The 24,845-nt window shown below is 46.4% G+C and carries 23 protein-coding genes and 1 pseudogene; 8 read left to right on the top strand and 16 right to left on the bottom strand.

The genetic code is table 11. The features are described 5' to 3' along the window. Nucleotides 1–318: excalibur calcium-binding domain-containing protein (locus tag ACNFN4_RS16390; protein WP_448200313.1), on the top strand; the 318-nt coding region annotated here is incomplete at its 5' end. 710 nt (nt 319–1,028) lie between these two features. On the opposite strand, the pseudogene ACNFN4_RS16385 reads toward ACNFN4_RS16390, so the two are convergent. Further along, nucleotides 1,029–1,586 (bottom strand): annotated as a pseudogene (locus tag ACNFN4_RS16385) (AAA family ATPase); the annotation flags it as partial. Between the two features lie 306 nt (nt 1,587–1,892). Here ACNFN4_RS16385 and ACNFN4_RS16380 point away from each other — a divergent pair. Beyond that, nucleotides 1,893–2,651: an N-acetylmuramoyl-L-alanine amidase gene (locus tag ACNFN4_RS16380; RefSeq protein ID WP_017417825.1), complete on the top strand. Its 759-nt coding sequence runs from the start codon at nt 1,893–1,895 to the stop codon at nt 2,649–2,651. Nucleotides 2,652–2,703: 52 nt separating this feature from the next. Here ACNFN4_RS16380 and ACNFN4_RS16375 read toward each other — a convergent pair whose 3' ends face one another. From ACNFN4_RS16375 to ACNFN4_RS16335, 9 genes are all read right to left on the bottom strand, one after another. Next, complete coding sequence (locus ACNFN4_RS16375) at nt 2,704–3,321, bottom strand: hypothetical protein (RefSeq protein ID WP_017417824.1); 618 nt, start codon at nt 3,319–3,321, stop codon at nt 2,704–2,706. A 48-nt stretch (nt 3,322–3,369) separates the two neighbouring features. Next, complete coding sequence (gene nrdF, locus ACNFN4_RS16370; RefSeq protein WP_012117608.1) at nt 3,370–4,359, bottom strand: class 1b ribonucleoside-diphosphate reductase subunit beta; 990 nt, start codon at nt 4,357–4,359, stop codon at nt 3,370–3,372. Between the two features lie 17 nt (nt 4,360–4,376). Continuing rightward, nucleotides 4,377–6,479 carry a class 1b ribonucleoside-diphosphate reductase subunit alpha gene (gene nrdE, locus ACNFN4_RS16365; protein WP_007611605.1) on the bottom strand — a complete coding sequence of 701 codons (2,103 nt, stop codon included), beginning with the start codon at nt 6,477–6,479 and terminating at the stop codon, nt 4,377–4,379. After that, complete coding sequence (nrdI, locus tag ACNFN4_RS16360) at nt 6,439–6,831, bottom strand: class Ib ribonucleoside-diphosphate reductase assembly flavoprotein NrdI (protein WP_014417834.1); 393 nt, start codon at nt 6,829–6,831, stop codon at nt 6,439–6,441. The genes nrdE and nrdI overlap by 41 nt, the downstream gene beginning before the upstream one ends. Nucleotides 6,832–7,090: 259 nt before the next feature. Beyond that, entirely contained in the window at nt 7,091–7,306 is a 216-nt protein-coding gene (locus ACNFN4_RS16355) for a hypothetical protein (RefSeq protein ID WP_003154062.1), read from the bottom strand. Between the two features lie 82 nt (nt 7,307–7,388). Beyond that, on the bottom strand, nt 7,389–7,664 hold the full coding sequence (locus ACNFN4_RS16350) for a YmzC family protein (RefSeq protein WP_017417823.1): 276 nt from the start codon (nt 7,662–7,664) through the stop codon (nt 7,389–7,391). A gap of 97 nt (nt 7,665–7,761) precedes the next feature. Beyond that, on the bottom strand, nt 7,762–7,983 hold the full coding sequence (gene hfq / locus ACNFN4_RS16345) for an RNA chaperone Hfq (RefSeq protein ID WP_003154064.1): 222 nt from the start codon (nt 7,981–7,983) through the stop codon (nt 7,762–7,764). A 39-nt stretch (nt 7,984–8,022) separates the two neighbouring features. Next, a complete protein-coding gene (miaA, locus tag ACNFN4_RS16340; protein WP_448200312.1) occupies nt 8,023–8,967 on the bottom strand; it encodes a tRNA (adenosine(37)-N6)-dimethylallyltransferase MiaA in 945 nt (314 codons plus the stop codon). 98 nt (nt 8,968–9,065) lie between these two features. Next, nucleotides 9,066–9,470, bottom strand: coding sequence for a YmaF family protein (locus ACNFN4_RS16335; protein ID WP_014417831.1), 405 nt, complete (start codon nt 9,468–9,470; stop codon nt 9,066–9,068). Between the two features lie 137 nt (nt 9,471–9,607). Here ACNFN4_RS16335 and ACNFN4_RS16330 point away from each other — a divergent pair, with 137 nt between their 5' ends. The 3 genes from ACNFN4_RS16330 (at nt 9,608) to erbB (ending at nt 10,685) form a co-directional block, all read left to right on the top strand. Continuing rightward, nucleotides 9,608–9,862: a hypothetical protein gene (locus ACNFN4_RS16330; protein ID WP_370530899.1), complete on the top strand. Its 255-nt coding sequence runs from the start codon at nt 9,608–9,610 to the stop codon at nt 9,860–9,862. A 137-nt stretch (nt 9,863–9,999) separates the two neighbouring features. Further along, entirely contained in the window at nt 10,000–10,314 is a 315-nt protein-coding gene (gene erbA, locus ACNFN4_RS16325) for an SMR family multidrug efflux transporter EbrA (protein WP_007410378.1), read from the top strand. 17 nt (nt 10,315–10,331) lie between these two features. Beyond that, nucleotides 10,332–10,685: an SMR family multidrug efflux transporter EbrB gene (gene erbB / locus ACNFN4_RS16320; RefSeq protein WP_007410379.1), complete on the top strand. Its 354-nt coding sequence runs from the start codon at nt 10,332–10,334 to the stop codon at nt 10,683–10,685. 13 nt (nt 10,686–10,698) lie between these two features. Here erbB and ACNFN4_RS16315 read toward each other — a convergent pair whose 3' ends face one another. The 3 genes from ACNFN4_RS16315 to ACNFN4_RS16305 all read right to left on the bottom strand — a co-directional run bounded on the left by ACNFN4_RS16315 (nt 10,699) and on the right by ACNFN4_RS16305 (nt 12,407). After that, a complete protein-coding gene (locus ACNFN4_RS16315; protein WP_014305039.1) occupies nt 10,699–11,151 on the bottom strand; it encodes an OsmC family protein in 453 nt (150 codons plus the stop codon). Between the two features lie 59 nt (nt 11,152–11,210). Continuing rightward, on the bottom strand, nt 11,211–11,918 hold the full coding sequence (locus tag ACNFN4_RS16310) for a poly-gamma-glutamate hydrolase family protein (protein ID WP_014417828.1): 708 nt from the start codon (nt 11,916–11,918) through the stop codon (nt 11,211–11,213). Nucleotides 11,919–12,173: 255 nt separating this feature from the next. After that, a complete protein-coding gene (locus ACNFN4_RS16305; RefSeq protein WP_021493648.1) occupies nt 12,174–12,407 on the bottom strand; it encodes a hypothetical protein in 234 nt (77 codons plus the stop codon). Nucleotides 12,408–12,585: 178 nt separating this feature from the next. Here ACNFN4_RS16305 and ACNFN4_RS16300 point away from each other — a divergent pair, with 178 nt between their 5' ends. Both ACNFN4_RS16300 and ACNFN4_RS16295 read left to right on the top strand, forming a co-directional pair. Then, nucleotides 12,586–13,914, top strand: a complete 1,329-nt coding sequence (locus tag ACNFN4_RS16300) for a S8 family peptidase (protein ID WP_053284975.1) — start codon at nt 12,586–12,588, stop codon at nt 13,912–13,914. Between the two features lie 192 nt (nt 13,915–14,106). Then, nucleotides 14,107–14,469: a hypothetical protein gene (locus ACNFN4_RS16295; RefSeq protein ID WP_007410383.1), complete on the top strand. Its 363-nt coding sequence runs from the start codon at nt 14,107–14,109 to the stop codon at nt 14,467–14,469. A 33-nt stretch (nt 14,470–14,502) separates the two neighbouring features. Here the strand turns inward: ACNFN4_RS16295 and ACNFN4_RS16290 are convergent, their stop codons facing one another. Together ACNFN4_RS16290 and ACNFN4_RS16285 are read right to left on the bottom strand one after the other, a co-directional pair. Then, nucleotides 14,503–15,258 (bottom strand): YoaK family protein, encoded by a 756-nt coding sequence (locus ACNFN4_RS16290; protein ID WP_022553315.1) that lies wholly within the window; start codon nt 15,256–15,258, stop codon nt 14,503–14,505. A gap of 59 nt (nt 15,259–15,317) precedes the next feature. Then, on the bottom strand, nt 15,318–15,752 hold the full coding sequence (locus tag ACNFN4_RS16285) for a NucA/NucB deoxyribonuclease domain-containing protein (RefSeq protein ID WP_021493650.1): 435 nt from the start codon (nt 15,750–15,752) through the stop codon (nt 15,318–15,320). A gap of 288 nt (nt 15,753–16,040) precedes the next feature. Here ACNFN4_RS16285 and ACNFN4_RS16280 point away from each other — a divergent pair, with 288 nt between their 5' ends. Beyond that, the gene (locus ACNFN4_RS16280; protein ID WP_160216861.1) at nt 16,041–17,252 is read left to right on the top strand and encodes a cytochrome P450 family protein; all 1,212 of its coding nucleotides are present in this window, start codon (nt 16,041–16,043) and stop codon (nt 17,250–17,252) included. A 135-nt stretch (nt 17,253–17,387) separates the two neighbouring features. On the opposite strand, the gene ACNFN4_RS16275 is transcribed toward ACNFN4_RS16280, so the two are convergent. After that, on the bottom strand, nt 17,388–24,845 hold the full coding sequence (locus tag ACNFN4_RS16275; protein ID WP_448200311.1) for a beta-ketoacyl synthase N-terminal-like domain-containing protein: 7,458 nt from the start codon (nt 24,843–24,845) through the stop codon (nt 17,388–17,390).

Below are 24,845 nucleotides of genomic sequence, written 5' to 3'. Positions count from 1 at the left end.
ACAACTGATAAAGGATTTAATGGTTGCGTAACGAAACCGAAGAAATCAGTAAGTGTATCTAAGCCGGCTCAAAAGTCAGTTACAACACACCAATCCGAGACACATAAATCGAACTCAAGCAGTTCACATTCAAATAGTTCAGCATTAAGTAGCTCTTCTAACTCTACACAAGCCTCCCCTTCTACTGGAGGAACAGAATACTTTGCAAACTGTACAGAGTTGAGAAAGAAATATCCGCATGGTGTACCAAGCACTCACCCTGCTTACCAATCAAAAATGGATCGGGATAATGACAACTTTGCATGTGAGAAGAATTAATCAATTTGAAGCCCTCTGAGGCTTCTTTTTTTATTTAGATATATTCAACCTAAATAAAAAACCACAGAGCTCTGTGAGGGACTCTGTGGTCTATAGTGGCTGATTAAACCCCTATGATACATCAATTAGGATACTTTAAATTAGATTAATAAGCAAGTTGATCTAAAATGTTTCGTTAAAATGAGGATTTTATAAAGAACTTTCTTTTAGAGATATCATCATCTCTGTCTCTTCTTCAGAATTTAGGCGGTTGTCTTTACCCAGATATACAAAACGAATTTCCAGTCATTGTTGTCAGCTTTAATTTATTTAATTCTTATTCTGATTTTTAAACGCCAAGTGTTTGATTCCTTGATCCTTAAAAACTTGACGGATATAGGGAGGTGAATAATCATATTTCCGGCCAATTTCTTTTAGACTCATTTTTTTGTTGAAATGCAGATCGTAAAGCAGATCAAAATCCTTTGCTCTCCTCCTCTTTGACAATTCAGAATAAGAAAGCTTGTCCACTTTTTTCGCCTTAAAAAGATTCAAAATACTCCAGTCTGGAATATTAAGCTCCTTTGATATTTCCCCCACTGTTTTAAGTTCATCGAAGTGAAGTCTTTTTATTTGTTCAAGCTTACCTGAGTATTGTTCCCACTGATATGTGTAATTGCTTTCTGGTTTAGGGATGCTGATCTTAGAAGTGACATAAAAGTTAAAACCTTGTTCTTGACAAGCGTATCAATCGCCTCTTTACCGAAATCCTTTTCTCCGCCCCTTGCAAGTGAGTATGCCTCATCAATGAATAAAATGCCGCCGAGCGATTTTTTAATCAGATCTCTCGTTTTTTGCGCCGTGTGTCCGATGTATTCACCGACCAGATCGGCACGTTCCGCTTCGATCAGATGTCCTTTGGAAAGCACGTTCATTTCGAAGAAAAGCTTGCCGATCAGTCTCGCAACGGTGGTTTTCCCGGTGCCGGGGTTCCCTTTGAACATCATATGAAGAGCTTGTTTTCCGACTTTCAGCCCTTGTTCGGCCCGTTTTTGGTTAACGAATATCCACGCGTAAATTTCTTTAATGTTGCGTTTCATTTCTTCCATACCCACTAATGTGTTCATTTCTTTTTCAATTTCTTTCAGAATGCTGTGCTTGGCTTCATTTTTTTGCAGGGCGGCCTGATATTCCGCCTCAGCTTCCGCATTTGTCAGCACTTGCTTTTGGCCATTAAGAATGATGTTAATTTGTCCGTTATTTTTATAGGTTACAGCGCGCTCCAACATGCTCACCTCTCTGTTCTCTCTTTATCTTACTCATGATGAAGCGGTTCCGTGACATCCGCCTATCATCATGAGACCTGTTTTCCTCTTTATCTGTCACTTTTTCCGTTCTCTTCGGGAATGATGTTGAATCCTGCGCTTTCCCGAGAAATATTTTTCATTTCTTATTGTATTCAGCAGAAACGGGAGGACAAACCATTTATTTTTATTTTCCGGGAAATGTTGGGTATATTTCTCATTTTTTTCATGAATGACAGCCGTACAAGCACCTTTTGAATATCATCATATGCTGTAATGAGGTGATGGAGAATGGTTAAAATTTTTATAGACCCCGGTCATGGCGGAACTGATTCAGGTGCAACCGGAAACGGACTTCAGGAAAAAGCGGTCACGCTGGAGATCGCGCTGGCTTTGCGCACGATTCTGACGAATGAGTATGAAGGAGTTTCTGTCACAATGAGCAGGACAAGCGATAAGACGGTCAGCCTGACGGAAAGAACGGATGCCGCCAACAGCTGGGGCGCAGATTATTTTTTATCCATTCATATTAACTCAGGAGGCGGAACCGGATTCGAAAGCTATATTTACCCCGGTGTCGGAGCGCCGACCTCGACTTACCAATCAGCCGTCCACACGCAAGTGATTCAAGCATCAGGTTTTAATGACCGAGGAAAAAAAACAGCCAACTTCCATGTGCTGCGAGAGACAAGTATGCCGGCGATTTTGACGGAGAATGGTTTTGTTGATACGTCAGCTGATGCAAACAAACTGAAAACAGCCAGTTTTATTGAAAGCCTTGCAAGAGGACATGCCAAGGGCTTGGAGCAAGCTTTCGGTCTAAAAAAAAAGGCTGACTTTTATAAAGTGCAAATCGGTGCATTCAAAGTGAAAGCAAATGCTGATGCGCTTGCCGCCGATGCGGTGTCTAAAGGTTTTGACGCGATTGTGCTTCCAAAAGGCGGCTTATTTAAAGTGCAGATCGGCGCATTCTCTTCCAGAGATAATGCTGAAGCGTTGGCAGCACGGGCCGAAAAAGCCGGATTTGATGCCTTCATTGTGCAAGACTAAATGAAAAAACCCCTGCTCTCCCTTTTTTGGGACGAACGGGGGTTTTTTGTTATTAAAGTATATCGGCGACAAACTGAGACCAAGCTTCAAGACGCTGATACACATTTTCCTCTTTCAGTTCGCTCAGTTTCATCCAGCGCCCGGCGATTTGATCTTTTTCTTTCACTTCGACTTGTGCCGCAGACGCTAACTGGAGCGCAGAAAGGATGCCGATATGCACCTTCCCTACATCGTTTTCATCATCATTGATCAGGCCGAGTGTGACAATGTTTTGTTTGTCCTCCTCGCGAATGTACAGTTCTTCCGCCAGCTCCCGGTCGGTATTCTGTTTCAGCACTTCCGAAAATGAAGCCGCCCCTTCCATAGGGTTCATGTGTCCGCCGAAACCGAGAGAAAGCTTATTATGGAGGCGCGATTCCCCTCCGCCCGCAAGCCGTTCATACACAAACACCTCATCATCGCGGCGGATGACGACATACGGAATCGGCTGTTTAAATCGCGGGTCCTCTTCCGCGTCGCCTCTTCTGATTTCAAAAAAATGCGCCTCAATTTGAGCCATAATGTTTACGATACGTTCATCCTCGCTGTTGACTCCCTGAAATGTCAGCATTTCGTTTTGAAAGACGTCACTCCGCGGTGCAGCCAAGATGATTTCATCCATTTTATTCATGCCCGTTCCTCCTGTCTTACCTCTCCATTCAAGCCAAAAGAGCAGATATTATATCTGCTCTTCATCTTGGCCAAAATAAAAATCTTCGTCCTTAATCGGTTCTACCGTCGCTTTTTTGTAGCCGTTCCCTTTCATGGAGAAGAAATCATGTGATTTTGTTTTGGTGTTTAATCCGTTTAATACGATCGGATTAATATCCTCTTCTTCAAAGTAAGGATCGAACCCTAAGTTCATCAAAGCTTTATTGGCGTTATAGCGGATGAATTTCTTTACATCGTGTGAGAGTCCGACTTGATCGTACAAGTCCTCTGTATATTCAAGCTCATTTTCATATAACTGATTCAGAAGGTCAATCGCAAATTCACGAAGCTCTGCTTTTTTCTCTTCTGTCTGTTTATTATAAATTTCCTGAGCAAGGAGACCGACATACACGCCGTGAATCGCTTCGTCACGAAGGATCAGGTTAATGATCTCACCGCTTTGCATCAGTTTTCCTTGTCCGTAGAAATATAACGGATAATAGAAACCGCTGTAGAAAAGGAAGCTTTCCAGATAGACGGAAGCAACCATCGCTTTGAACAGTGAAATTTCATCATCTTTTTGAATGGCTTTGTAAAGCCCGACAATCATTTGCGCTTTTTTCTGCAAATATTTATTTTGTTTAACCCATTCAAATACTTCATTAATCGTTTCAGTCGGAGCAAGCGTCATAAAAATATTTGAATATGATTTTGCGTGCACCGCGTTTTCCATCATCGCCATGAAATTAAGAACCGCTTTTCGCTGATGGCCTTCGACGTGCTCGGCCACAATCGGCATGCCCGTGTTCCCCTGCTCTGTATCAAGCAGTGTCAGGCCGGCGAGCACCTTCATGTACGTATCCTGCTCATTTTTACCCAAATACTTCCAAGTGAGAAGATCGCCGTTTAATGCGATCTCTTCCGGAAGCCAAAACTGCTTTACGTTTTGGTTGTAAAACATTTGGGTGAAATCATCTTCATGCTTTGACCAGTTTGCTGCGTCATAAATTTTTGTCACTGTAAACTCTCCTTTAATCAAACGACACAAGAAAGACAGCTGTCCTGCCCGGTATCTTTCGTTCTTGCATAGTAAATGGTTTTGATGCCTCTATGGTGGGCATACAGATCAATACGGTTCAGATCACGAGTTGTCATCGTATCTTTCAAAAACAGGGTAAAGCTGATTCCCTGATCGATATGCTGCTGGATTGTCGCGATCATATCCACCACTTTGAACATGTCCATATCATAAGCTTCTTTGTAGAAGAACCAGTTATTAGACGCTAACCCCGGCATCGGGTAATACGTTTTTGAATTTCCGTATGTTCTTTCTTCGATCCGTTCCATGATCGGCATAACGGACGCCGTGCTGGATTGGACGTAGGAAATGGAGCCTGTCGGCGCGATGCACAGTCTGTAGCTGTGGTACATGCCGTTTTCAGCGACAAACGCCTTCAGCTCTTTCCAGTCTTCGATTGTCGGAATGTGCATGCCTTCAAAGAGCGCAGCGATTTTTTCGTATGCCGGTGAGAATTCTTTTTCGATGTATTTATTGAAATATTCTCCCGTTGCATATGTGGAGCCTTCATAATGCTCAAACGTTTCGCCTTTTTCTTTCGCAAGCTCAGCTGAACGCTGGATGGAATAAAAGTTCACCATCATAAAGAACGTATTCGCGAAATCTCTTGCTTCCGGGCTTTCATACGCGATGCCGTTTTGGGCCAGGTAGCCGTGAAGGTTCATGGCGCCTAAACCGATTGACTTCATCGCTTTGTTCGCGCGTCTGACTGCCGGCGCGTTGCGGATATCCGTCGTCTCAGATACATGAGTCAGGGAATCCGTCGCGAGTTTCACCGTGCGCTCAATCGATTTATGTTTCATGACATTCAAAATATTTAATGAACCAAGGTTGCAGGAAATGTCCAAGCCGATTTCGTCTTCCTCGTCATAATCTGTGTAAGCCGAAACCTGTGACGCCTGAAGCACTTCAGAGCAAAGGTTCGAGAATTTCACTTTTGATACGTGGTTATTCGCGTGCTCTTTGTTTACGTTATCTTGGAACATAATGTACGGATAACCTGACTCAGAACGGAGAACGGCAAGCTTTTCAAGCAGTTTGCGCGCATTCACTTTTTCTTTTTTGACACGCGGGTTGTCGACAAGCTCTTCATACATCGCCGTCATGTCCATTTCGTCCATATGCTGGCCGTATTCTTTATAAATCGTATGCGGATAGAATACATAAGCCGCTTTATCCTCACGTGCAAGCTCAACGAACTTATCCGGAATGACGACACCGATAGAAAGCGTTTTGACGCGCACATCTTCATCCGCAGAAATCTTTTTCGTATCAAGAAAATCATTGATATCGCGGTGGAAAATATTTAAATACGCCGCGCCTGAGCCTTGTCTTTGGCCCATTTGGTCAGCGTAACGGAACGCATTATCAAGAAGCTTCATGACGCCTACAACACCTTTTGTGGCGTTTTCAACATCTTTAATCGCTTCGCCTTTCGCGCGAAGTTTGGACAGATTAAGAGAAACCCCGCCGCCCAATTTAGACAGCTGCATGGAAATATCGATCGCCCGTGAAATATCGTTTAAGGAATCATTGACTTCGAGCAAGAAGCAGCTCACCAGTTCTCCGCGGCGTTTTCTGCCGGCATTCAAAAATGTCGGTGTACTCGGCTGATATTCCTGGTTGATCATCAGGTTTACATATTCTTTTGCTTTCTCAGTGTCGCCGTTTGCGAAGAACAGCGCGACGATTGAGATTCGGTCCTCATAACGCTCGAGAATTCTTTTCTTGTCATTCGTTTTCAAAGCATAGTCATTATAAAATTTAAACGCACTCATGAAGGAAGGAAAACGAAACTTCTTTGCGTAAGCTGTTTTAAACACTTCTTTAATGTCTTCAAAAGAGTAAAGGCTTAAGAATTCCTCTTCGTAGTATTGGTTTTCAATCAAATAATCCAGCTTCTCTTTTAAATCGTGAAAGTAAACTGTGTTTTGATTGATATAGTCAACAAAATAGCTATGTACAGCCTCTTTATCTTTATCAAACTGGAATTTTCCATCTTGTTGGATCATGATTTCGTTATTTAACTGGATCCATTTTGGCACTTGATTTTGTGACAAGTCTTTCTACCTCCTGAGTAAACAATTCAACGTCTTTAGATGTGCCGCTGAGTTCAAATTTGTGCAAGATCGGCACCTGATATTGTCTTGAAATGGTATCGGCGCTTTTTGCAAAGTTATCGCCCCATACTTTGTTGCCGCTCGCAGCGACTCCTAATAAGAGATGGGCGTATTTTTCGAGAAATGATTGTGTTGATGCCGGTACCTGGCCGAAGTTTGTCGTGTAGGTGACCAAAACAAACGGAGTGTCCACGTGGTCCGTTTCGTCCACCTTGCGGATCAGCTGAAAGTCTGTTTTATTCACAAAACGCTGAACATTCCCTGTCTTTGAATCAAATATGATTTGAACCATCCTTATCACGACCTATCAAAAATAATGAATCTCTTAACACTATATATAGTATACTAACCTCTCAGAAAAACACAACATATTGAGATCGATTTATAAAAAATTCATATTTTTGAAAGAGCGGACTTTGGCTCTGGCCCGATTAACGCCCAAAAAAGAGAGCAGAACGAGAATCATCTCTCATCCTACTCAAGGTGTCATGTGTAAGCCGATGTCTATCATAACATGAAAAAAAACTGCTTAGTAGTCTAGACTTTTATTCTTATTTTTTGTAAGAATCACATTTTTTTTCGCTTTCAACGGTTTCTTCAATCTCCACATCAGCACCGATTTCTTTCAGCACGGCTTTCAGAGCGCTTGTGATGGAAGCCTCTCTGATCAGTTCTTTGCCGTCAACGATGATGCTGGTTCCATATTCATAGCAGGAATCATCTTCACAAGTTTCTTCCCAATGGTTGATTATCACCTTGTGTTTCAATCGTCTCACCCTCTGCATGATCAATGTCAGTACTTAGTGTAGCTTGTGCGGCCCGCTTTGTAAATTCGAACGCTTGTGAAATTTATTCAAGCTCATCCAGCGCCGTTTCTTTTTTCAGTTCGATTTTATTCGTTTTTTCATCATAGCGGTATATTTTTAAGTAACCGTCCTCAACGATGCCGAAACGATTATGTTCCAGCTGCACCATGCCTTCTGTCTGCGGTTCGGTATCCGCCAAGCCGCCGTCATCATCCGTCACCACCGTCTCATGATTGCTGCAAGCTCCAAACAGCAAAAAAACAGCGATCCAAACGAGCGTAATCCTGATTCTTCTCAGTTCATTTTCACTTTCGAACACGATTTTCCGAACCCCCCTTTTATGTTTCCGATATACAGCCTGCAATATACAGATGCGCATAGAAAAAGACCATTGTTCATGGTCTTTTTCAAAAAGTCTATTCAAGCTCAAGCTGGACGTTTTTTTGCGGGGCGAACGTGGAGATGGCATGTTTATAAATAAGCTGCTGCTTCCCCTCCGTTTCGAGCAAAACGGTAAAGTTGTCAAAGCCTTTTACCTGGCCGCGAAGCTGGAAGCCGTTGAGTAAAAACACCGTGACGAACGTATTGTCTTTTCGGATTTGATTCAAAAACTGATCTTGAATATTAATCGGTTTCATGTTTCGTCCTCCTTGGTTCTCAATACAATACTGTTTCGATTAAATTTCCAGTTTTCCTGCTATGCACTCGAAAATTTCCTTTTTTTTCTGCTCAATATCAACAGGCGGCGTCATATCTGTCCATGAAACGGGCATTTTATTGCGAAACCAGGTCAGCTGGCGTTTCGCATATCGCCTAGAATTTTGTTTTAATTGCCCCACAGCCTGAGGGAACGGCACTTTTCCATCAAGATATTCATACAGCTCTTTATAGCCGATCGCCTGAATCGATTGGCTGTCCCGGATATTCATATCATACAGCCGCTTTACTTCGTCAAGAAGGCCGGTTTCCAGCATCAGGTCAACGCGCTCGTTAATCCGGCCGTACAGCACTTCTCTGTCCATTGTAAGACCGATAAGAATCGCATTGTAAAGCAGCTCCCGTTTTTGGGTTTTAAGATGCTCTGACATTGTTTTTCCCGATACATGCAGGATTTCGAGCGCGCGGATGACTCTTCGCGTATTGTTTTGATGAATGGCTGCCGCCGCTTCCGGGTCGGCTGCCGCAAGCTTGGCATGAAGCGCTTCCGCCCCTTCTTCAGCTGCCAGTTTCTCCATGTGCTCCCGGAATACAGGGTCGCCGGAGTTTTCCGTGAACGTATAGTCATACAGCACGGACTGAATGTACAGACCCGTCCCCCCGACAATCATCGGCAGCTTTCCTCTATCGGCAATCTCGGTGATTTTTCCTCTCACCATTTTTTGATAATCCGCCGTTGAAAAAGTGTCGGACGGCTCCAAAATATCAATCAGGTGATGCGGCACGCCTTCTGTCTCTTCTTCGGTGACTTTGGCCGTTCCGATGTCCATCCCTTTATATACCTGCATGGAATCTCCGCTGATGATTTCCGCATTCAGCATTTTCGCGAGTCCGATGCTTAGTTTTGTTTTTCCGACTGCCGTCGGTCCGACGAGTATGACGACAGGCTGTTTTTTATTTTTCAATATGTATCACTCTCTTTTATAAATCTCCCCCTAATTATAGCATTCATTTCTTCAGGCACCTATCCATTTTGCCCTTTTTCCTGAGCGCTAAACGTCCACTACCACCCGATCGGCTCGTTTCCGACAACCTCTCTCGTTTTTCCTTTGAGTGTATGGCGGTGCGTTTTCCGCCCTTCCTCCCGCGGATCGTAAACGACGCCGCCGTGCTGGATCTGAATCGGCTCATTGTAGGCGGCAAAGGTGGTCTCTGAAAGCTCATGGTAATGTGTTCCGTCAACCCTCGGGATGGCAGGGCCGGAAATGCCGTAATACCTATGAAAATGGCCGTTTTCAAACGAGGTGATGCCCGTATAGAAATGTGTATGCTCATCTGTATTGCTGCCGTTCTCCGGCTGCGAAAAGCCTTCAATCAAATGGTAATGCCCCTGCACAACATCCGTAACCGCCCGGTATGCGTGTGTGTGCGGAGGTTTTTTTGACCAATCGGACTGATACAGACCCACAAAAGCTCACTCCTTTATTTTTTTGATAAACGCCCAATCAAAAATTGGTGGGCTGAATACTCTGTTATCATCTCAAATTTATTCTTGGAGGTACCTTAATTATGAATGAAGAATACACATACGCAGTAGATAGTGATATGAGACCGTTTGGGCGGCCTGGATTTGGGTTCGGCCGGCCGGGCTTCGGATTCGGACGGCCCGGATTCGGATTTGGATTCGGACGGCCTGGTTTTGGATTTGGCCGGCCTTGGTTTGGTTATGGATTCGGACGGCCGTTTGGTTTTTACGGCGGACCGTTTTTCGGAGGGCTTGTCGGGGGGCTTGTCGGAAGCGCTTTATTCAATCCGTACTTGTACGGGGGTTACGGCTACGGCTATCCGTATTTCTATTGACGAATCAAAAAGGCTCCTCCCCGGGGGCCTTTTTGTATAGGTCTAATGTCTTGACTTGGCGGGCAAAGTTCGGATATTATTTTACTTTACTGCCTTAAACAAAAGGCATAAGGATTATGATGAGAGGGGGATTTGATATGATTCTGGGTTATATCTTCCTCACAATTGCTATTTTATCAGAGTCAATCGGCGCGGCCATGCTGAAAGTCTCCCGCGGATTTACGCGGTTTTTGCCGAGCGCGCTTGTAGTGGCAGGCTATTCATTGGCCTTTTATATGCTTTCACTGACACTGAATCTCATTCCGCTCAGCTTATCCTATGCAACATGGAGCGGAGCCGGAACGGTGCTCGCATCCATTATCGGAGCGAAATGGTTTCATGAAAAACTGGACAAGCAGGCCGTCATCGGACTCTTTTTCTTATTGGCCGGTGTCATTTTGATGAATTGGTAGAAAGGAGAGGCATGCTGATGAAAGGATTACTCTGCCTGGCATTAGCCATTGTATCAGAAGTGTTCGGGAGCACGATGCTGAAGCTGTCGGACGGTTTTACGCACCTGTGGCCCGCTCTCGGCGTCATTGCCGGAATCGGAGCCTCTTTTATGTTTTTGAGCTTCTCATTGAAAAGCCTTGATTTATCCGCCGCATACGCGACATGGTCAGGTGTCGGCACCGCTTTAACGGCAATTGTCGGCTTTTTTGTTTTTAAGGAGGCCATGACAGTCAAAATGATGATCGGGCTTGTTTTGGTCATCACGGGCGTCATCCTGCTGAACCGTTCCAAGTCTCAAAAAGCTAAAAAAAATCAAACGGCCCGGAGCTGACCGTTTGAACTCGTCAAGCGCGGGCAGCTTTTACTTCAACCTCAAGCTCCATCTCCACGTTTCCTTGGACCGCTCGTGAAATCATACATGAGGACTCCGCTTTTTGCGCTAACTTCCTGGCGAGCGTAAAATCCGTTTCGGCTGCATCCGGCTTTAATAATATAAACGGGCGGTGAATGATTTTCTGGTACGTGAACACACCATTCGTGACGTCTACAATTCCTTCAGATTCCATATGTAGATCTTCTTTATCCAGGCCGCTTCTTTCCATCATCGCCGCAAGCGTTATAATATAACAGGTCGCGGCCGCTCCAAGCAGCATTTCATCAGGATTTGTGCCTTCTCCGGGTCCGTCCATTTCCTTAGGAATGGACACAGCCGTTTCCAGCCGGCCGCTTTTAATATCGCCGACGTCATTCCGATTTCCGGGCCAATTTGCTTTTAAATAGAAGTGATGTTTTGCCAAGGGACAAACCTCCTTTTTTTCAGTTTACTCATCTTTCACTGGTTTGTCTTTTTTTAAGCTCACGAATACTCTTGATTGATCACTCTTTTTATCGTACGGACAAACCGGTAAAATTCCTCCGTTTTTGTGAATTCCCTTTCGCGGTAATCAAAATTATCAAAAAACGCTTCCCGCTGTTTTCTGCTGATCTCAAGCTGTATGCTCAGCCCGGTTTGCGCCTGGTTATTGATATTTTCGGTGTCAACCCCGGCCAGACCGGTTTTTGAGGTTGCCAATTCTGCAGAAAATCCGTTTCGTTCGAGAGCTCTCACCAATTTTTTCGCCCGCTTCCGGTCGCTTCCTCCGACAAGAGTATTTTTCTCGTCGCCTTTATAACCGTGAACTGCGATAACATAATGGTGCTGCTTAATGCTTTCGACTGCTGAAGGCTCATCGAACTTGGTGCTCGTAATATGAAGAGTCTGGTTATCATGCGCTTTTAATCCCTCAAACAGGTAGGTTGAATAATCATCCCTGAAAGAGCGGACGATCTCGCTCACCCCGCCCTCAATTCTCCCTCCGTGCGGCGACATGATCAATACGGGGCTCCCCTTTCGCTTATTGTACGATATATGATAATCATCGGGGTCTTCGTGTTCAGCCAGATCTTTAAAATCTGTGTATGTATCAGAAGAATTCGAGGGATCAGGGTCTGACGCATAATGAGCACATCTTATTAGTAAGACCATTGCTACGATAATGATGACATTAAGTAAAATTCTTTTCATCAGCTCTCCTTCTTTGCTCCTTTCTGAAAAATGACATGTTCATTATATGGATTTTTGTCAATAGGTCTTATCTTAACATTCTATTAACATTATCATCAGTGAAAAACTTCCCGGTTTCGAAAAATCAATGGATTGTCACGGTTCAAGCGCTCAAATGCCGGGCATCAGTGAAAAAAGGTTGAGAGAGGGCAAAAAAAAAGGGAGGAACGCCCGAATTTTCAGGGGCGGGAGATTCACGGCCGGAAACGGACGGCATCAAGAATACGCTTTTAAAAATGAATATCCGCCTCCCGAAGCAAATGCGCAGGACAGAATGGAGCCCGTCAAAAAAGTTCTCATCTGCCTTTTTGTACAGCAAAATGCCGTTACAGCCCGCTCATCCCCTTTTTTTATAATAATGGTCCGTTTTGAAATGGAGCCGTCTTTTTTCATATATATAATATCAATCGGAAGCTGTTTTTCCAAGGAATGTCTCAATATTATGTTCATGTATATACCTCCTTCCGCCGGCTTCATTATAACCAAACAAACGTTCCGTTTCAACTCGATTTCTTCTCCTGAAAAAGCCGCAAGTAACCAGCTCTCCTGAAGGACAAACAAACTGACCGAACATACGGCCTGTTCATATGGTATAGAGAGAATCGCCAGAATGGGAGGAAAAGTATATATGTTTGGTTACTCAATGGTACAAATGGTGCGGTCAAATGCTCATAAGCTGGACTGGCCGCTCAGAGAAAACGTATTACAGTTATATAAACCTTTCAAATGGACACCTTGCTTTTTGCACAAGTTTTTCGAAAAAAAGGTAAAAAACAGAAAGAAAATGTCAGTCATCATTGAATTTGAAGAGGGCTGTCATGAATCCGGTTTTCACAGCACAGGACAGGTCTTATCAAAAGAAAAACGCTGCACCATAAAAAAGCAGTTTCAAACAATCAATTGCTGCAGCGCCGAAGTCACTCCGTCCGCCCTTCACATGCTTCTTTCGCAATGCCGGGATATCCGTAAAATCTATTTAAACCGTGAAGTAAAAGCGCTCCTTGATACGGCAGCTGAATCGTCTCATGCAAAAGAAGTGACCCGTAACGGCACCGTATTAACAGGAAAAGGCGTAACCGTCGCCGTTATTGATACCGGAATCTATCAGCATCCCGATTTAGAAGGCAGAGTTATCGGATTTGCGGACTTCGTCAACCAAAAGACAGAACCGTATGACGACAACGGGCACGGCACCCATTGCGCCGGTGATATTGCAAGCAGCGGCGCTTCATCTTCCGGTAAATATCAGGGGCCGGCGCCGGAAGCCGATCTGATCGGAGTCAAAGTTTTAAACAAATCAGGATCAGGAACCTTGGCTGATATCATTGAAGGTGTGGAATGGTGCATACAATATAATAAAGAACACACAAAGAATCCGATCAGAATCATCAGCATGTCACTGGGCGGAGATGCGCTCAAATATGATAAAGAAACGGACGATCCGCTCGTCAAGGCCGTTGAAGAGGCATGGAATGAAGGAATCGTCGTCTGCGTCGCCGCGGGCAACTCCGGTCCGGAAGCTCAAACGATTTCAAGCCCCGGTGTCAGCGAGAAGGTCATCACGGTAGGCGCCTATGATGACAATAATACGGCCGGCAATGAGGACGATACGGTCGCTTCATTCTCAAGCCGCGGCCCGACGGTGTACGGAAAAGAGAAGCCTGACATTCTTGCGCCCGGGGTCGATATCGTATCTCTCCGTTCTCCGCGTTCATATCTTGACAAATTACAGAAATCAAACCGGGTAGGCTCCTTGTATTTCAGTCTGTCGGGCACGTCCATGGCCACTCCGATTTGTGCTGGCATTGCCGCCTTAATCCTTCAGCAGAACCCGCAGCTTTCGCCTGACGAAGTGAAAACACTGATCAAACAAAGTCCGGATCAATGGACAAATGAAGATCCGAACATTTACGGAGCGGGCGCAGTAAACGCTGAAAACGCCGTGCCGAAAGAGTAACCTTTTTATCATGAGAACGGGGTCGTCTAAACCTGCAGATGACTCCGTTTTTCAGGTGAACAGATGAAACATTTATAATGAAGGAACTCGGAATGCTTCAGAACCGGCTGTCAGAAAAAAAGATCAATGCAAGGCAGTGTATTTCTAAAAAAATAGGGAATAAGTATGGTGTAGATAAAAGGAGGAATCACAATGGCACTTACAAACACCGAATTGTCTGAATGGCTGCAAAAACAGATCGGACAAACGCTTGATATCAGAAAAGGAGAGCTGACAGACAGCCGAAACGAGATTTCTGACATGGACCAGATCATGCTTCACCTTGATGATGTTCTCGTCCGCCGGACAAACCATCCCGATGACTATGTAGCGGACGAAGAGCTCGTCTTAAAAGGGCACGGCACAACCTATACGGAGGAAGGAAATGTCCCGCTTCCTCAAGATGCGTATGAAATCCCTCTGCTCGGCGATATTACCATCCAAAAGGAGCAAGACGGATTAAAGGTACATACAGATCGGGCCGTGTATACAATCGGGACCCGGAAAGAGCAATAAAAAGAAAAAACGCCCTGAACCAGCGGCGTTTTTTTATTGGTTTTTTTCTTCAGAATATCCGTGGAACATCGTGAATGCGCAAAGCATAATGCCTAAAATAATGATAATCGGAAGCCAGATCACGGCAAACTTATAATCCGGTTCGGCAAAAGCGCCGATGACCGCCCCAAAGCAATACAGAACCAAGGCAAGCGCGCGCAAAACAGCATCTCTCGTAAACTGCTTCCGCTTGTCCGCTTTGTAAAACCTTGCGGTGAGATCTTCAAAAAAATTAGCGAGCGTTCCCGTTAATACGGTCGTGGAAATCCCCGCTACACCAAGTTTTCTCGCGGCTGTCGTCTGCATTCCCATTGCGAAGCTGAGCAGCATAATCAGCACATAAACAGAAATGGCATCTGCAAAAAAGCAGGAGAACAAAGCAAACAGCAGCAAAACAGCTCCTTCAATAGCTAAAGCGGCAGTTACCGCAGAGGGCCAGAATGATTTCTTTTTATTGCCCACAAGCAGGGCCGCGGCAATAACGCCGGCAATAAATCCGATTAACGAGGTTAATGATTTGAGTACGGCAAGGTGCCATGAGTTGCCGATCGCCAGGCCGAACAGAACGATGTTCCCCGTCATATTGGCGGTAAAGATATGTCCCAGGCTTAAATAACCGATCACATCCACAATTCCCGCTGTTAAACAAAGAAGTAAAAGTGCAATATTTCGGTATGTAGTCACTGTCAATGTGATCCAATCCTTTCTCATGCTGATTCCAACATATAAGTTTACTCTTTGCCATTTCATATGTCCAGCCGGCGTGCCGCTTTTTCAGAGCATAAAAAAACTCCGGCGAACCGGAGAAGCTACTGAACGATAAATAGTACTCTCGTGCCGTCGGAGTATCCGCTCATTTGATTTCCAACCCATGAACCGGCCCCGCGGTTATCCGACGGGGTTACATATCTGATATCAGCCCCCGCCCCGCCTTCTGTGCAGACTGCCATGGGCCATTCATCACGGTCAAACCCGGGCTTTGTCGGAATTCCTTTCAATGATTCTTTCCTTCTATTCTCCGCTCCGCCCCGATCAATTGTACAAATCTCAGAATGACCTGCCGAAATGGCGTCTTTTATATGATTTCCCGTCTCCGGATATTTTGACAGCGGGAAATACAGCACCTGATCGTATCGGGATGCGGCACGAGCAGCACTGTCCGAATGGATGCCGGCGCCCGTAAGGCCGACCTGAAGAGAGATCACCAAAAGCAGACTTGCCGCCCATTTCATAAACGCATTCATTCACATCCTCCTTAAGAAGTTGATATGAAGCGTAAATATGTATATTAGCCGGATTTAACACACATGATGAAATGGAAAAAAAAGTTTGCTGTTTTGTTGATAATCAACGAAAATGGCGGCTTTACGATTTGTCTATTGAACCGGCTTCTGTTTCCTTATATATTTTAGTCATACTTATGAGCCGTTGTGATCAGTGTCTTCGGCAGATAAAAGGAGGAATGCCGTCCGGTCGGCAGGCACCGGCTGTTTGTTATGTCTTTTCAAAAACATGAAGGCGGGGAAATCCAGATGGAAAAAACAATGTTTCACCCACACTCACCCGAGTTTCACGAAAACCCTTTTGCGGTTTTAAGCAGATTCAGAGAGCAGGACCCCATACATAAATTCGAACTGCAGCGTTTCGGAGGCACCTTTCCGGCTTGGCTCATCACGCGTTATGATGATTGTATGGCGTTTTTAAAAGACGGCAGAATTACGAGAGATGTAAAACGGGTCATGCCGAAGGAGCTGATCGCGAAGCTGAATGTCAGTGAAGATATCGATTTTGTCTCAGAGCATATGCTGGCAAAAGACCCTCCGGATCATTCACGTCTTCGATCTTTGGTGCATCAGGGGTTCACTCCCCGGATGATTGAGCAGCTTCGCACCGGGATAGAGCAGATCACAGAAGAGCTGCTGGATGAAATGGAAACAAAAGCAGACCCTGATATCATGAGAGATTTCGCCGCACCGCTTCCGTTTATCGTCATTTCCGAACTGCTCGGGATTCCGAAAGAGGACCGCGCCAAATTTCAAGTGTGGACAAACGCAATGGTCAACACGTCAGAAAGCGGACAAGATGCGACCAACCAGGCTCTCAAAGAATTTAAACAATATATGAAAACACTGATCGAAGAAAAAAGAAAACATCCGGCTGAAGATCTGACAAGCAAGCTTATTTACGCTGAAGAGGACGGCCAAAAGCTGAGTGAATCAGAGCTGTATTCCATGCTGTTTTTGTTAGTCGTTGCCGGGCTTGAAACAACGGTTAACCTTCTCGGCTCCGGCACCCTGGCGCTTCTTCTGCACAAAGACCAGATGGAGAAGATAAAGCGGCAGCCCGAAGATATCCAGACGGCAGTCGAAGAGCTTTTGCGTTATACCTCTCCCGTCATCATGATGGCGAATCGATGGGCGATTGAAGATTTCACTTATAAAGATGTTTCTATTAAAAAAGGTGATATGATATTTATCGGCATCGGTTCAGCCAATCGGGACCCGGAATATTTTGATGATCCTGATACATTAAATATAGCGAGAACACCGAACCGTCATATTTCTTTTGGATTCGGCATTCATTTTTGTCTCGGGGCTCCGCTCGCCCGGATGGAAGCATCCATTGCTTTTACCGCGCTTTTAAAACGGTTTCCGAATATAGAGCTGAAAGGCGCGCCCGAGGATGTAACATGGAGAAAAAATGTGTTTTTGAGAGGGCTTGAAACATTGCCTGTCAGATTTTAATATCGTCCCCCTGTTATTGGGGGTTTTTTTAATGTCTTATAAACTGAAATCAATATGACAATGAAAATTTAGTACATAGTGAATTTAGTTCTATATAGATAAAAAAAGCGGCCGGATTGCTCCGGCCGTTCTCTATTACCGTTTTACCAGCTCATTTGTTTCGTCCAGCTTTTTTCTGAAAGATTTAAGGAAATTTGCGCTGATCGTTCCTTTGTTTGCGTACAGTTTTTCGCAGAATGCCTTAATGGCGTTTTGCGGCTTTGGTTCCGACAGCATTGTGACATGATTGGAAGAGTGAACGTCCAGCAGGTGAAACTGTTTCATCTGGCGTTCCCATTCTTTCCAATACGCATCATGGTCTAACGGGATTTGTTCTTCCTCTGCTGTCAGATAACGTTCAAGATCTCCGAGGAACAAACCGCTTTTATTACGGAAGTAGTAGCATTGCAGCGCTTCCGGATGAGGCAGCGGCTTCATGTCATACTCTTCCATTCCGTAAGCGAGCTGCGTCTTCATCATTTGCTCCAGCTGCATCCGGATCGCTTCTTCGGATTTTGGCAGACCGCGCTTTTTGGCAAGGCCGGTCAATTCTTTCAATACTTCTTCTTCCTCAGCCTGGACGGTAATGTCTTCTCTGCTGATTAATGCCTCTTCAAGGTTTTCAGGCTTAAGATATGCTGTAAGCATCGTATTGATCGTTTGCAGCATGACCGACTTAACAGATGGTTTTCTTTCTTTCCATTTTTCACTGTACGGGGTGTCGATCATGACGGCGCTTTTTACCGTATGACCTTCCTCCTGCAAGAGGCGCGCGGTTTCATATGCAAGCATTCCGCCCAAGGAATATCCGCCGAGGTCATAAGGCCCTTTCGGCTGTACCGCTTGGATGATTCTCATATAAGAAGCGGCCGTCTCTTCGATTCCTTGCAGCGGCTCTTTCCCTGTCAAACCTCTTGCCTGTATGCCGTAAAAAGGTCGCTGACTCTTTTTGGCGAATGGCTGGTATGCTTCAACGCCTCCCGTTCCGCCGTGAAACCAAAAAACAGGACGGCCTTTTTCTCTATCATTCAGCTTGACGAGTTCTGGAAAATTTCGGCCCGCCTCCTGCGATTGGTTCGTTTTTAACAGCATGCTAATCTCCTGAACAGTGCTGCATTTCTGAAGAGCCTCCAGACTGATGCGGCTGTCTCCGTCCTCAAGTTTCTTCAACAGCTGAATAGAGGAGATTGAATCGAAGCCGTATTCAGTCAGCGGCTTATTTTGATCCATTTCCGCTGGCTCCATCCCCAAAATGTCTGCCACAATGTCAGCCGCGCTCTCGCAGCGGATCTGAGGATTCTGTGATACCGGTGCAAGGCTGATGTCTTCTGACTGACCGCCGTTCCAATACTTATGGTTTTCAAAAGGATATGTCGGAAGCGGCACTCTTTGAACAGATTTGCCTTGGTGGAGTCTGTCCCACGGTATATCCGCACCTTTCACCCAGCAAAATGCAAGTTTTTCCAGATTGTTTTCAGCCAACAGCGTCTCCGTGACGACTGTACCGAGAGTCCCTTCCAGTAAAACGCCGATATCTCCTGATCCAGTCTGCTGACTGCCTGTAAAGAAGCTTTTCATTCCATTGCTTTCTTCGGAAAATGCTCTGTACTCTTTCAGTTTTTCCAGCAATTCATCTTGATTGCGGGCAACGAGTGCCAGGCGGCAGTTCATCGCCTCACGGCCGGTCTGAAGCGTATAAGCAATATCCCGCGATGACGGAGTATCTCCAGTTTGCACAAAATCAGCCAGCTGACCTGCGGCCGCCTTAAGACGTCCTTCGCTCTTAGCAGAAAGCACGATAAGCTGCGGTTCACACGCAGATTCTTTGTCTTTATGGCTCGGGCTGTACTGTTCCAAGACGACATGCGCATTCATGCCGCCGAAGCCATAGCTGTTAATTGCGGCCCGGCGCGGAATCGGTCTGCCCATATGGTCGGTGAGCTGTGTCCATTCCTGATTGTCTTCGGTGAAACGGAAGCGGCTTTTCTGAATGGCCATTTGCTCATTTGCAGCTGTAAATCCGGGAATGCCCGGGATGGTATGATGCTTCATGGCCATCGCCGCTTTTATAAGGGCGGCCAGTCCGGAAGCGAGTTCGCCGTGCCCGATGCAAGGTTTCACGGTGCTGATATAACAAGGCGCGCTTTCCCCTTGATTTGCAGACTCGCCGTAACCCGCTTTGATTGCATTAAACTCCAGCGCATCTGCCATTTCGGAGGCAATGCCGTGCGCTTCAATATAAGTGACGGTTTGCGGATCAACATCGGTGTCTTCGTACGCTTTTTTCATCGCGGCCTTCATTCCCGCCGGATTCGGTGCGTGAAGCGACATGCCTTTACCGCCGTGAGACACTCCTGTTCCTTTAATGACCATGTGAATATGATCGCCGTCTTCAATTGCCGCCTCAAGCGGTTTGATGATGATCACGCCCGCCCCTTCGCTTCTGACAAAGCCATCGGCATCTTTTTGGAACGATTTCGCCCGGCCGTTTTTGCTTAAATATCCCATTGAGTCAAAACCGATAAAGCCCTTCGGCGATTGCAGAATATTGGCGGCCCCCACGACAGCCTGCTCACATTCGTTATGACGGATTGATTGAACCGCCCTGTGCAATGCCACCAGCGTTGACGTGCAGGCAGCCTCGTAATATTCACTCGGTCCTTGTAAATTCAAGGCATATGATATTCTGTTCGGAATGATGGACGGGATGGCTGTTCCATTGTTCGGATCGCTGTTGCCCGCGGCAACGAAAACGCCTGTCGGTCTGCTTGATAACGCCTTATTTGTCAGGCCCGCATCCTCCATTGCCTTCCATGTATGCATCAAAAGCAGAAATTGCTCCGGCCCCATTTGTGATGCCTCTTTAGGGGAAATTCCGAAAAAGAGCGGGTCAAATTCGCCGACACCGTCAATAAAACCGCCCCATCTGAGACTCGTGTCATTCTCATCACCGGCGTAACGGCGCCAGTCCCAGCGGTCCGCCGGAATTTCGGTAATACAGTGATCCCCGTTTACGATGTGCTCCCAAAAAGACTGGATATCCGGGGATTGCGGAAACTGAGCTGACATACCGATAATCGCGATTCCTTGCTTGATATCGGCGTTATCACAAGGCGGATGCTGTTTCTTCGGTAAAGTGCGCTCTTCTGCTTCCGTGACCCTGACCTCTTCTGAATGCTTATGATCGGCAAGCAGTTGAGAAAACTTGCTCTTATATGCTGACGCGAAGTGGCGGGTCAGCTCCTCCGCGGTCGGATACTCGAAAAACAATGTTGGATTCACATCGATGTCCGCCTCTTGGCCGATCTCTTTTGTCAGCCCGATCAGGCTCGCTGAATCAAGTCCCAATTCCATGATATTCGCGTCAGACGGGAGAGATGGCGCGGGTTCATCCATCATCTTGGCGAGCTTGCCAAGGACGTAGCTGCGGATATCATCTGTCAGACTGCCGGAAGAAATCGGTGCTCCCGCATTCTTAACAGCCGTTCGGGCCGGCTGATTCATCTGTTCGGTTTTCGGGCGGAACCGTTTCAGGGCATAGCCTTCAAAACGCATCACCACTTCCGATCGGCTGCTGATGACATCTGCGTTAATCAGAATCATTTCCCCCGTTTGTTTGGCCAGCTTGATGTGCAGCCAGCAATCGGTAAGATCTTCCGGGCTGCTGAAGGTGACGGAATTAATGCCGAACGGCAGATAGCTTTCCGCCTCCGTTTGGTCCAATAAAGAAAGCGAGGCCAAGTAAGCACTGTTGGCGATTAACGGATTTACGGCATAATGATGCGCTTGTTGTGAGTCGCTATTGTTCAGGTTCACTTTCGCTAAAACGGCATCAGAGCCTTTGTACAGGCGGGTGATCGTTTTAAATTCTTCTCCCCACACGACAGTTCCCGTTCCGTCTCCGTATAACTCATCTATCCGGCCCACTTCCCGGTAAGAGCGCTGAATGGCCGCCAGATCCGCGTGCTGCTTTTGAAACGGATACGGGCTGCACTCGGCATACGCCGCTATGCTCCAATCAGGAGACGTGCGGCTGCGGTGCATTATGCTCAGCTCAAATGCATCCCCATTTTGTTTCGATTCTGTTTTCAGCTCGATGCGATCGCCTTTTTTTACGGTAATGGGGCTCGCGTAATTCAGTTTTTTAATTTGTCCTCCTTCCGCTTCAGGAAAAAGATCACAAAAATGATCGACTGCCAGACTGTTATATGTAGCGCCGACGAGTACCGGTTCTCCGCTGAATTGATGCCCTTTCACGTATGGGTCGACATCACTGTATACCGCCTGAACGCCGGCAGCGTTTTCTGATTCACCGAATTGAAAAGAAGTCCCGTGGTCAAAAGCGTAGGCCGGCAGATGAACGGCGTGCTCCTGCCGCAACTGATCAAACGCGATATTCTCTCCTTTTTCCCATTGCCGCGCACGCCGGCCAATATCAGAATCGGAGAAATTGAGATTCCGCTGATCCATGCGGTAAGCGGCCAGCTTTTCCAGCAGTTCCAGAACGGAAGCAGCCGTAAATGCCGCACGATACTCCGAATGATGCGTTCTTTTTTGCAGCGCGGATGCGATGGCGGCCGGATGAAGAGATGGCGTCTTTTCTAAAAAGGCCGCCAGTCTGTCAAGATAGGCTTCAAAACTCCATTTTGTTTTCGCTGACACAGGGAAAATATATTCCTCATCGCCGTGACGGGCCTGATCGGAATTCGGTCTGATATATTCTTCTACGATGAGATTTGCATATGCCCCGCCTGCCCCGAAGGAATTGATCATGCTTCTCCGCGGTATGATGTCTCCCGTCTCGGCATCCTTCAGACGTTCCCAATACTCGGTTTTCTCCTGCAGGTAAAAAGCCGTTTGTTCAAGCGCGATATTCGGATTTTGCGGTTTTGCGTTAATCGTCGGGACTAATGTTTCCCGCTCCATTTGCAGCAGCACTTTCGCGAGCTGGGACATGCCGGAAGCCGCCTCTAAATGCCCGAGATTTGACTTGACGGATCCAAGCGCGCAAAAACGTTTTTTATCAGTATATTGCGCGAACGCATTTGTCAGGGCAATGACCTCAATCGGATCTCCCAATACAGAGCCGTTTGCCGCTGATTCAACATAACTGATTGTTTCCGGATTGATTCCGGCCTTGTCGATGGAAGCCGCCATGAGCTTCGCCTGCTGTTTCGGATCCGGAGCCGTGTACATCTGCCTTCCGCCGCTATGGCACAACGCGCTGCTTTTAATGACCCCGTAAATATGGTCTTTGTCGGCAACCGCTTTAGAGAACGGCTTCAAGAGCACCGCCCCGACTCCTTCTCCCGGCATCAGGCCCGTGCCGGTTCCGAAGCTTTTGCTTTCACTTCCCTGTTCAAGCAAATTCGCCCGTTCGAGCGCATCATATTTAGACGGTTCAAGCGTGAGATTGACCCCTCCGGCAATCGCCATGGAACAACTGTTAAGCTTCAGGCTTTCACAGGCGAGATGAATGGCGCTCAGTGAGCTGGAGCATGCGGTCGTAACGCCCATGCTCGGGCCCGTTAAATTGAAAAAGTGGGAAATGCGGTTGGCGATATGCCAATCCCCTCCGTTAGAGCTGAGCGCAGCTTTTTCCAACGACGGGATATTCCAGAAATATTGATTGTACATACTTCCCATAAATACACCGATGCCGCTGTCTGATTCCTGCCATTCGTTTACTCTTTCTAACGAGTAACCGCCGTTTTCAAATGTTTCCCATACGGTTTCTAAGCTTAGACGGAGCTCAGGCGTCATCTCCATCACATGGTCTTCCCGGATGTCAAACAAGTGATGGTCAAAAGCGTCAATATGCTGCAGAAATCCGCCGTACCGTGTTTTGCGTTCTTCTTTTCGTGTTTCTTTTGCCATTGTTTTCAGAAGACCGGATTTCCATCTGTTTTCCGGAGCTTCCGTAATACAGCTGTCTCCGGCTTTTAAATGCTCCCACAGCTCATCGAGGGTTTCAGACTCGGGATAGCGGCCGCTGATGCCGATAATGGCAATGTCGTCACGATCAGAACGATTAACGGTGACGGTTTCTGTTTCCGGCTTTGGCGCTTTTGGCTCTATTTGTTCAGTGATAAACCGCCGCGTTTCCGTGACAAGCGGCACCGGTTCATTCATTGCAGGTTCCGGATGCTTTGTTTCAGGAGGCGCTTGTTCGGCTCCGAATGCCTGTTGCAGCTTATCCGGGTAAGTTTCCAGCAAATACTCGGCAAGTTCTTTCGTATTCGTGTGTTCAAATAAGACCGTTTTCGGCAGCTCGCCCGTCAATGTTTCCAGTTCGCGGATAAAATTCACCTGCAAAATGGAGTCGATGCCGTATTTTTCAAAGCTGGTTTCCGGCTGAATGCGCTCGGGAGCAAGCTTTATGGACTTGGCTAACGTTTCTTTTATGAATTGCACAGTCCGGTCTGTGACTGAGAAAGACGGTTCTGTGAAATCAGCCGGCTCTTTGGAAGCCGCAGTTTCTTCAACCGCCTGCGCGTTCGGCTGCTTTTGCCTGATGACGCCGTCGCTTTCTGCCGCCACGATCTGCTGGCCGAGGTGATGTGACGATTCCGCCATAAATGTAACGTACCGATATCCCTCGCTTTCCAGCGCAGACTGCCACGCTTCAGGATACAGCCCCGGGCATCCGGGAATGCGCAGTTTGGCGTCTTCATACAGCCACCAGCCTTCCAAAAGACCGAATGTCAGATGAGAATAAACCGAATGGCTGCTAATCTCATTTAATAGCAAAATCCCATTCTTTTTAAGCACCGCTTTGGCATTGCGAAGTGTCCGCCGAATATTTTTTGTCGCGTGAAGCACATTTGCCGCAATTACCGCGTCATATGCGCCCGCCTCTATACCCTGCAAAGCCGGGGGCTCTTCCACATTAAACCGCTTATAAGTCAAATACGGATTGTCGGGACCGTATTCTTTTTCAGCATGCATGAAAAAGGCCTTTGACAGATCGGTGTAGCAATATTCTTTCACATGATGTTTGTACTCTTTTAATCTTTTGAAAACGGCCGCGCTTGTCCCGCCCGTCCCCGCTCCGATCTCTAATATCCGGATTTCCGCGTTCGGGTCTTCTTTCAGCCGTTCCTCAATGAAAGCCGCCAATGTGTCAGCGAGCACCTCATTAAAGTAGTCTGCCGTTTCATTGTTTTTATAGATTCCTTCCACCAATTCCATTGAGGAATCGGGAAACAGAACATCAGTGGCAGAAACTCTGCCGGATAAAATATCCGGCAAAGCTCTGAGAGCGGTCTCCACTAAGGTGATCATCGCCTGTTTGCTGCTGTCCTTGAGTAAAGGAGCTTTCTTTTCATCCCATTCTTGCCACAGAACGTCCGCACGCTCTATCGGACCCGTTAACACATACGTACTGCCTGACTGTTTCAAAAAGCCTTTTTGCACCAAGATGGAGATGCTTTCTTCCAGCCACCTGCCGTAAAACCCCTGCATGACAGGCTGCGTTTCGTTTTCCGTAAAAAATCCGACAGATTTCAGCTGGCCTGCCAATAGTTTGTAAAGAAGATCTTCAGTGTTTTGCAA

This window comes from Bacillus sp. N1(2025), from assembly GCF_053470005.1.
The sequence above is the reverse complement of the archived record's forward strand: the minus strand, read 5'-3'. Positions and strand labels throughout refer to the sequence as shown.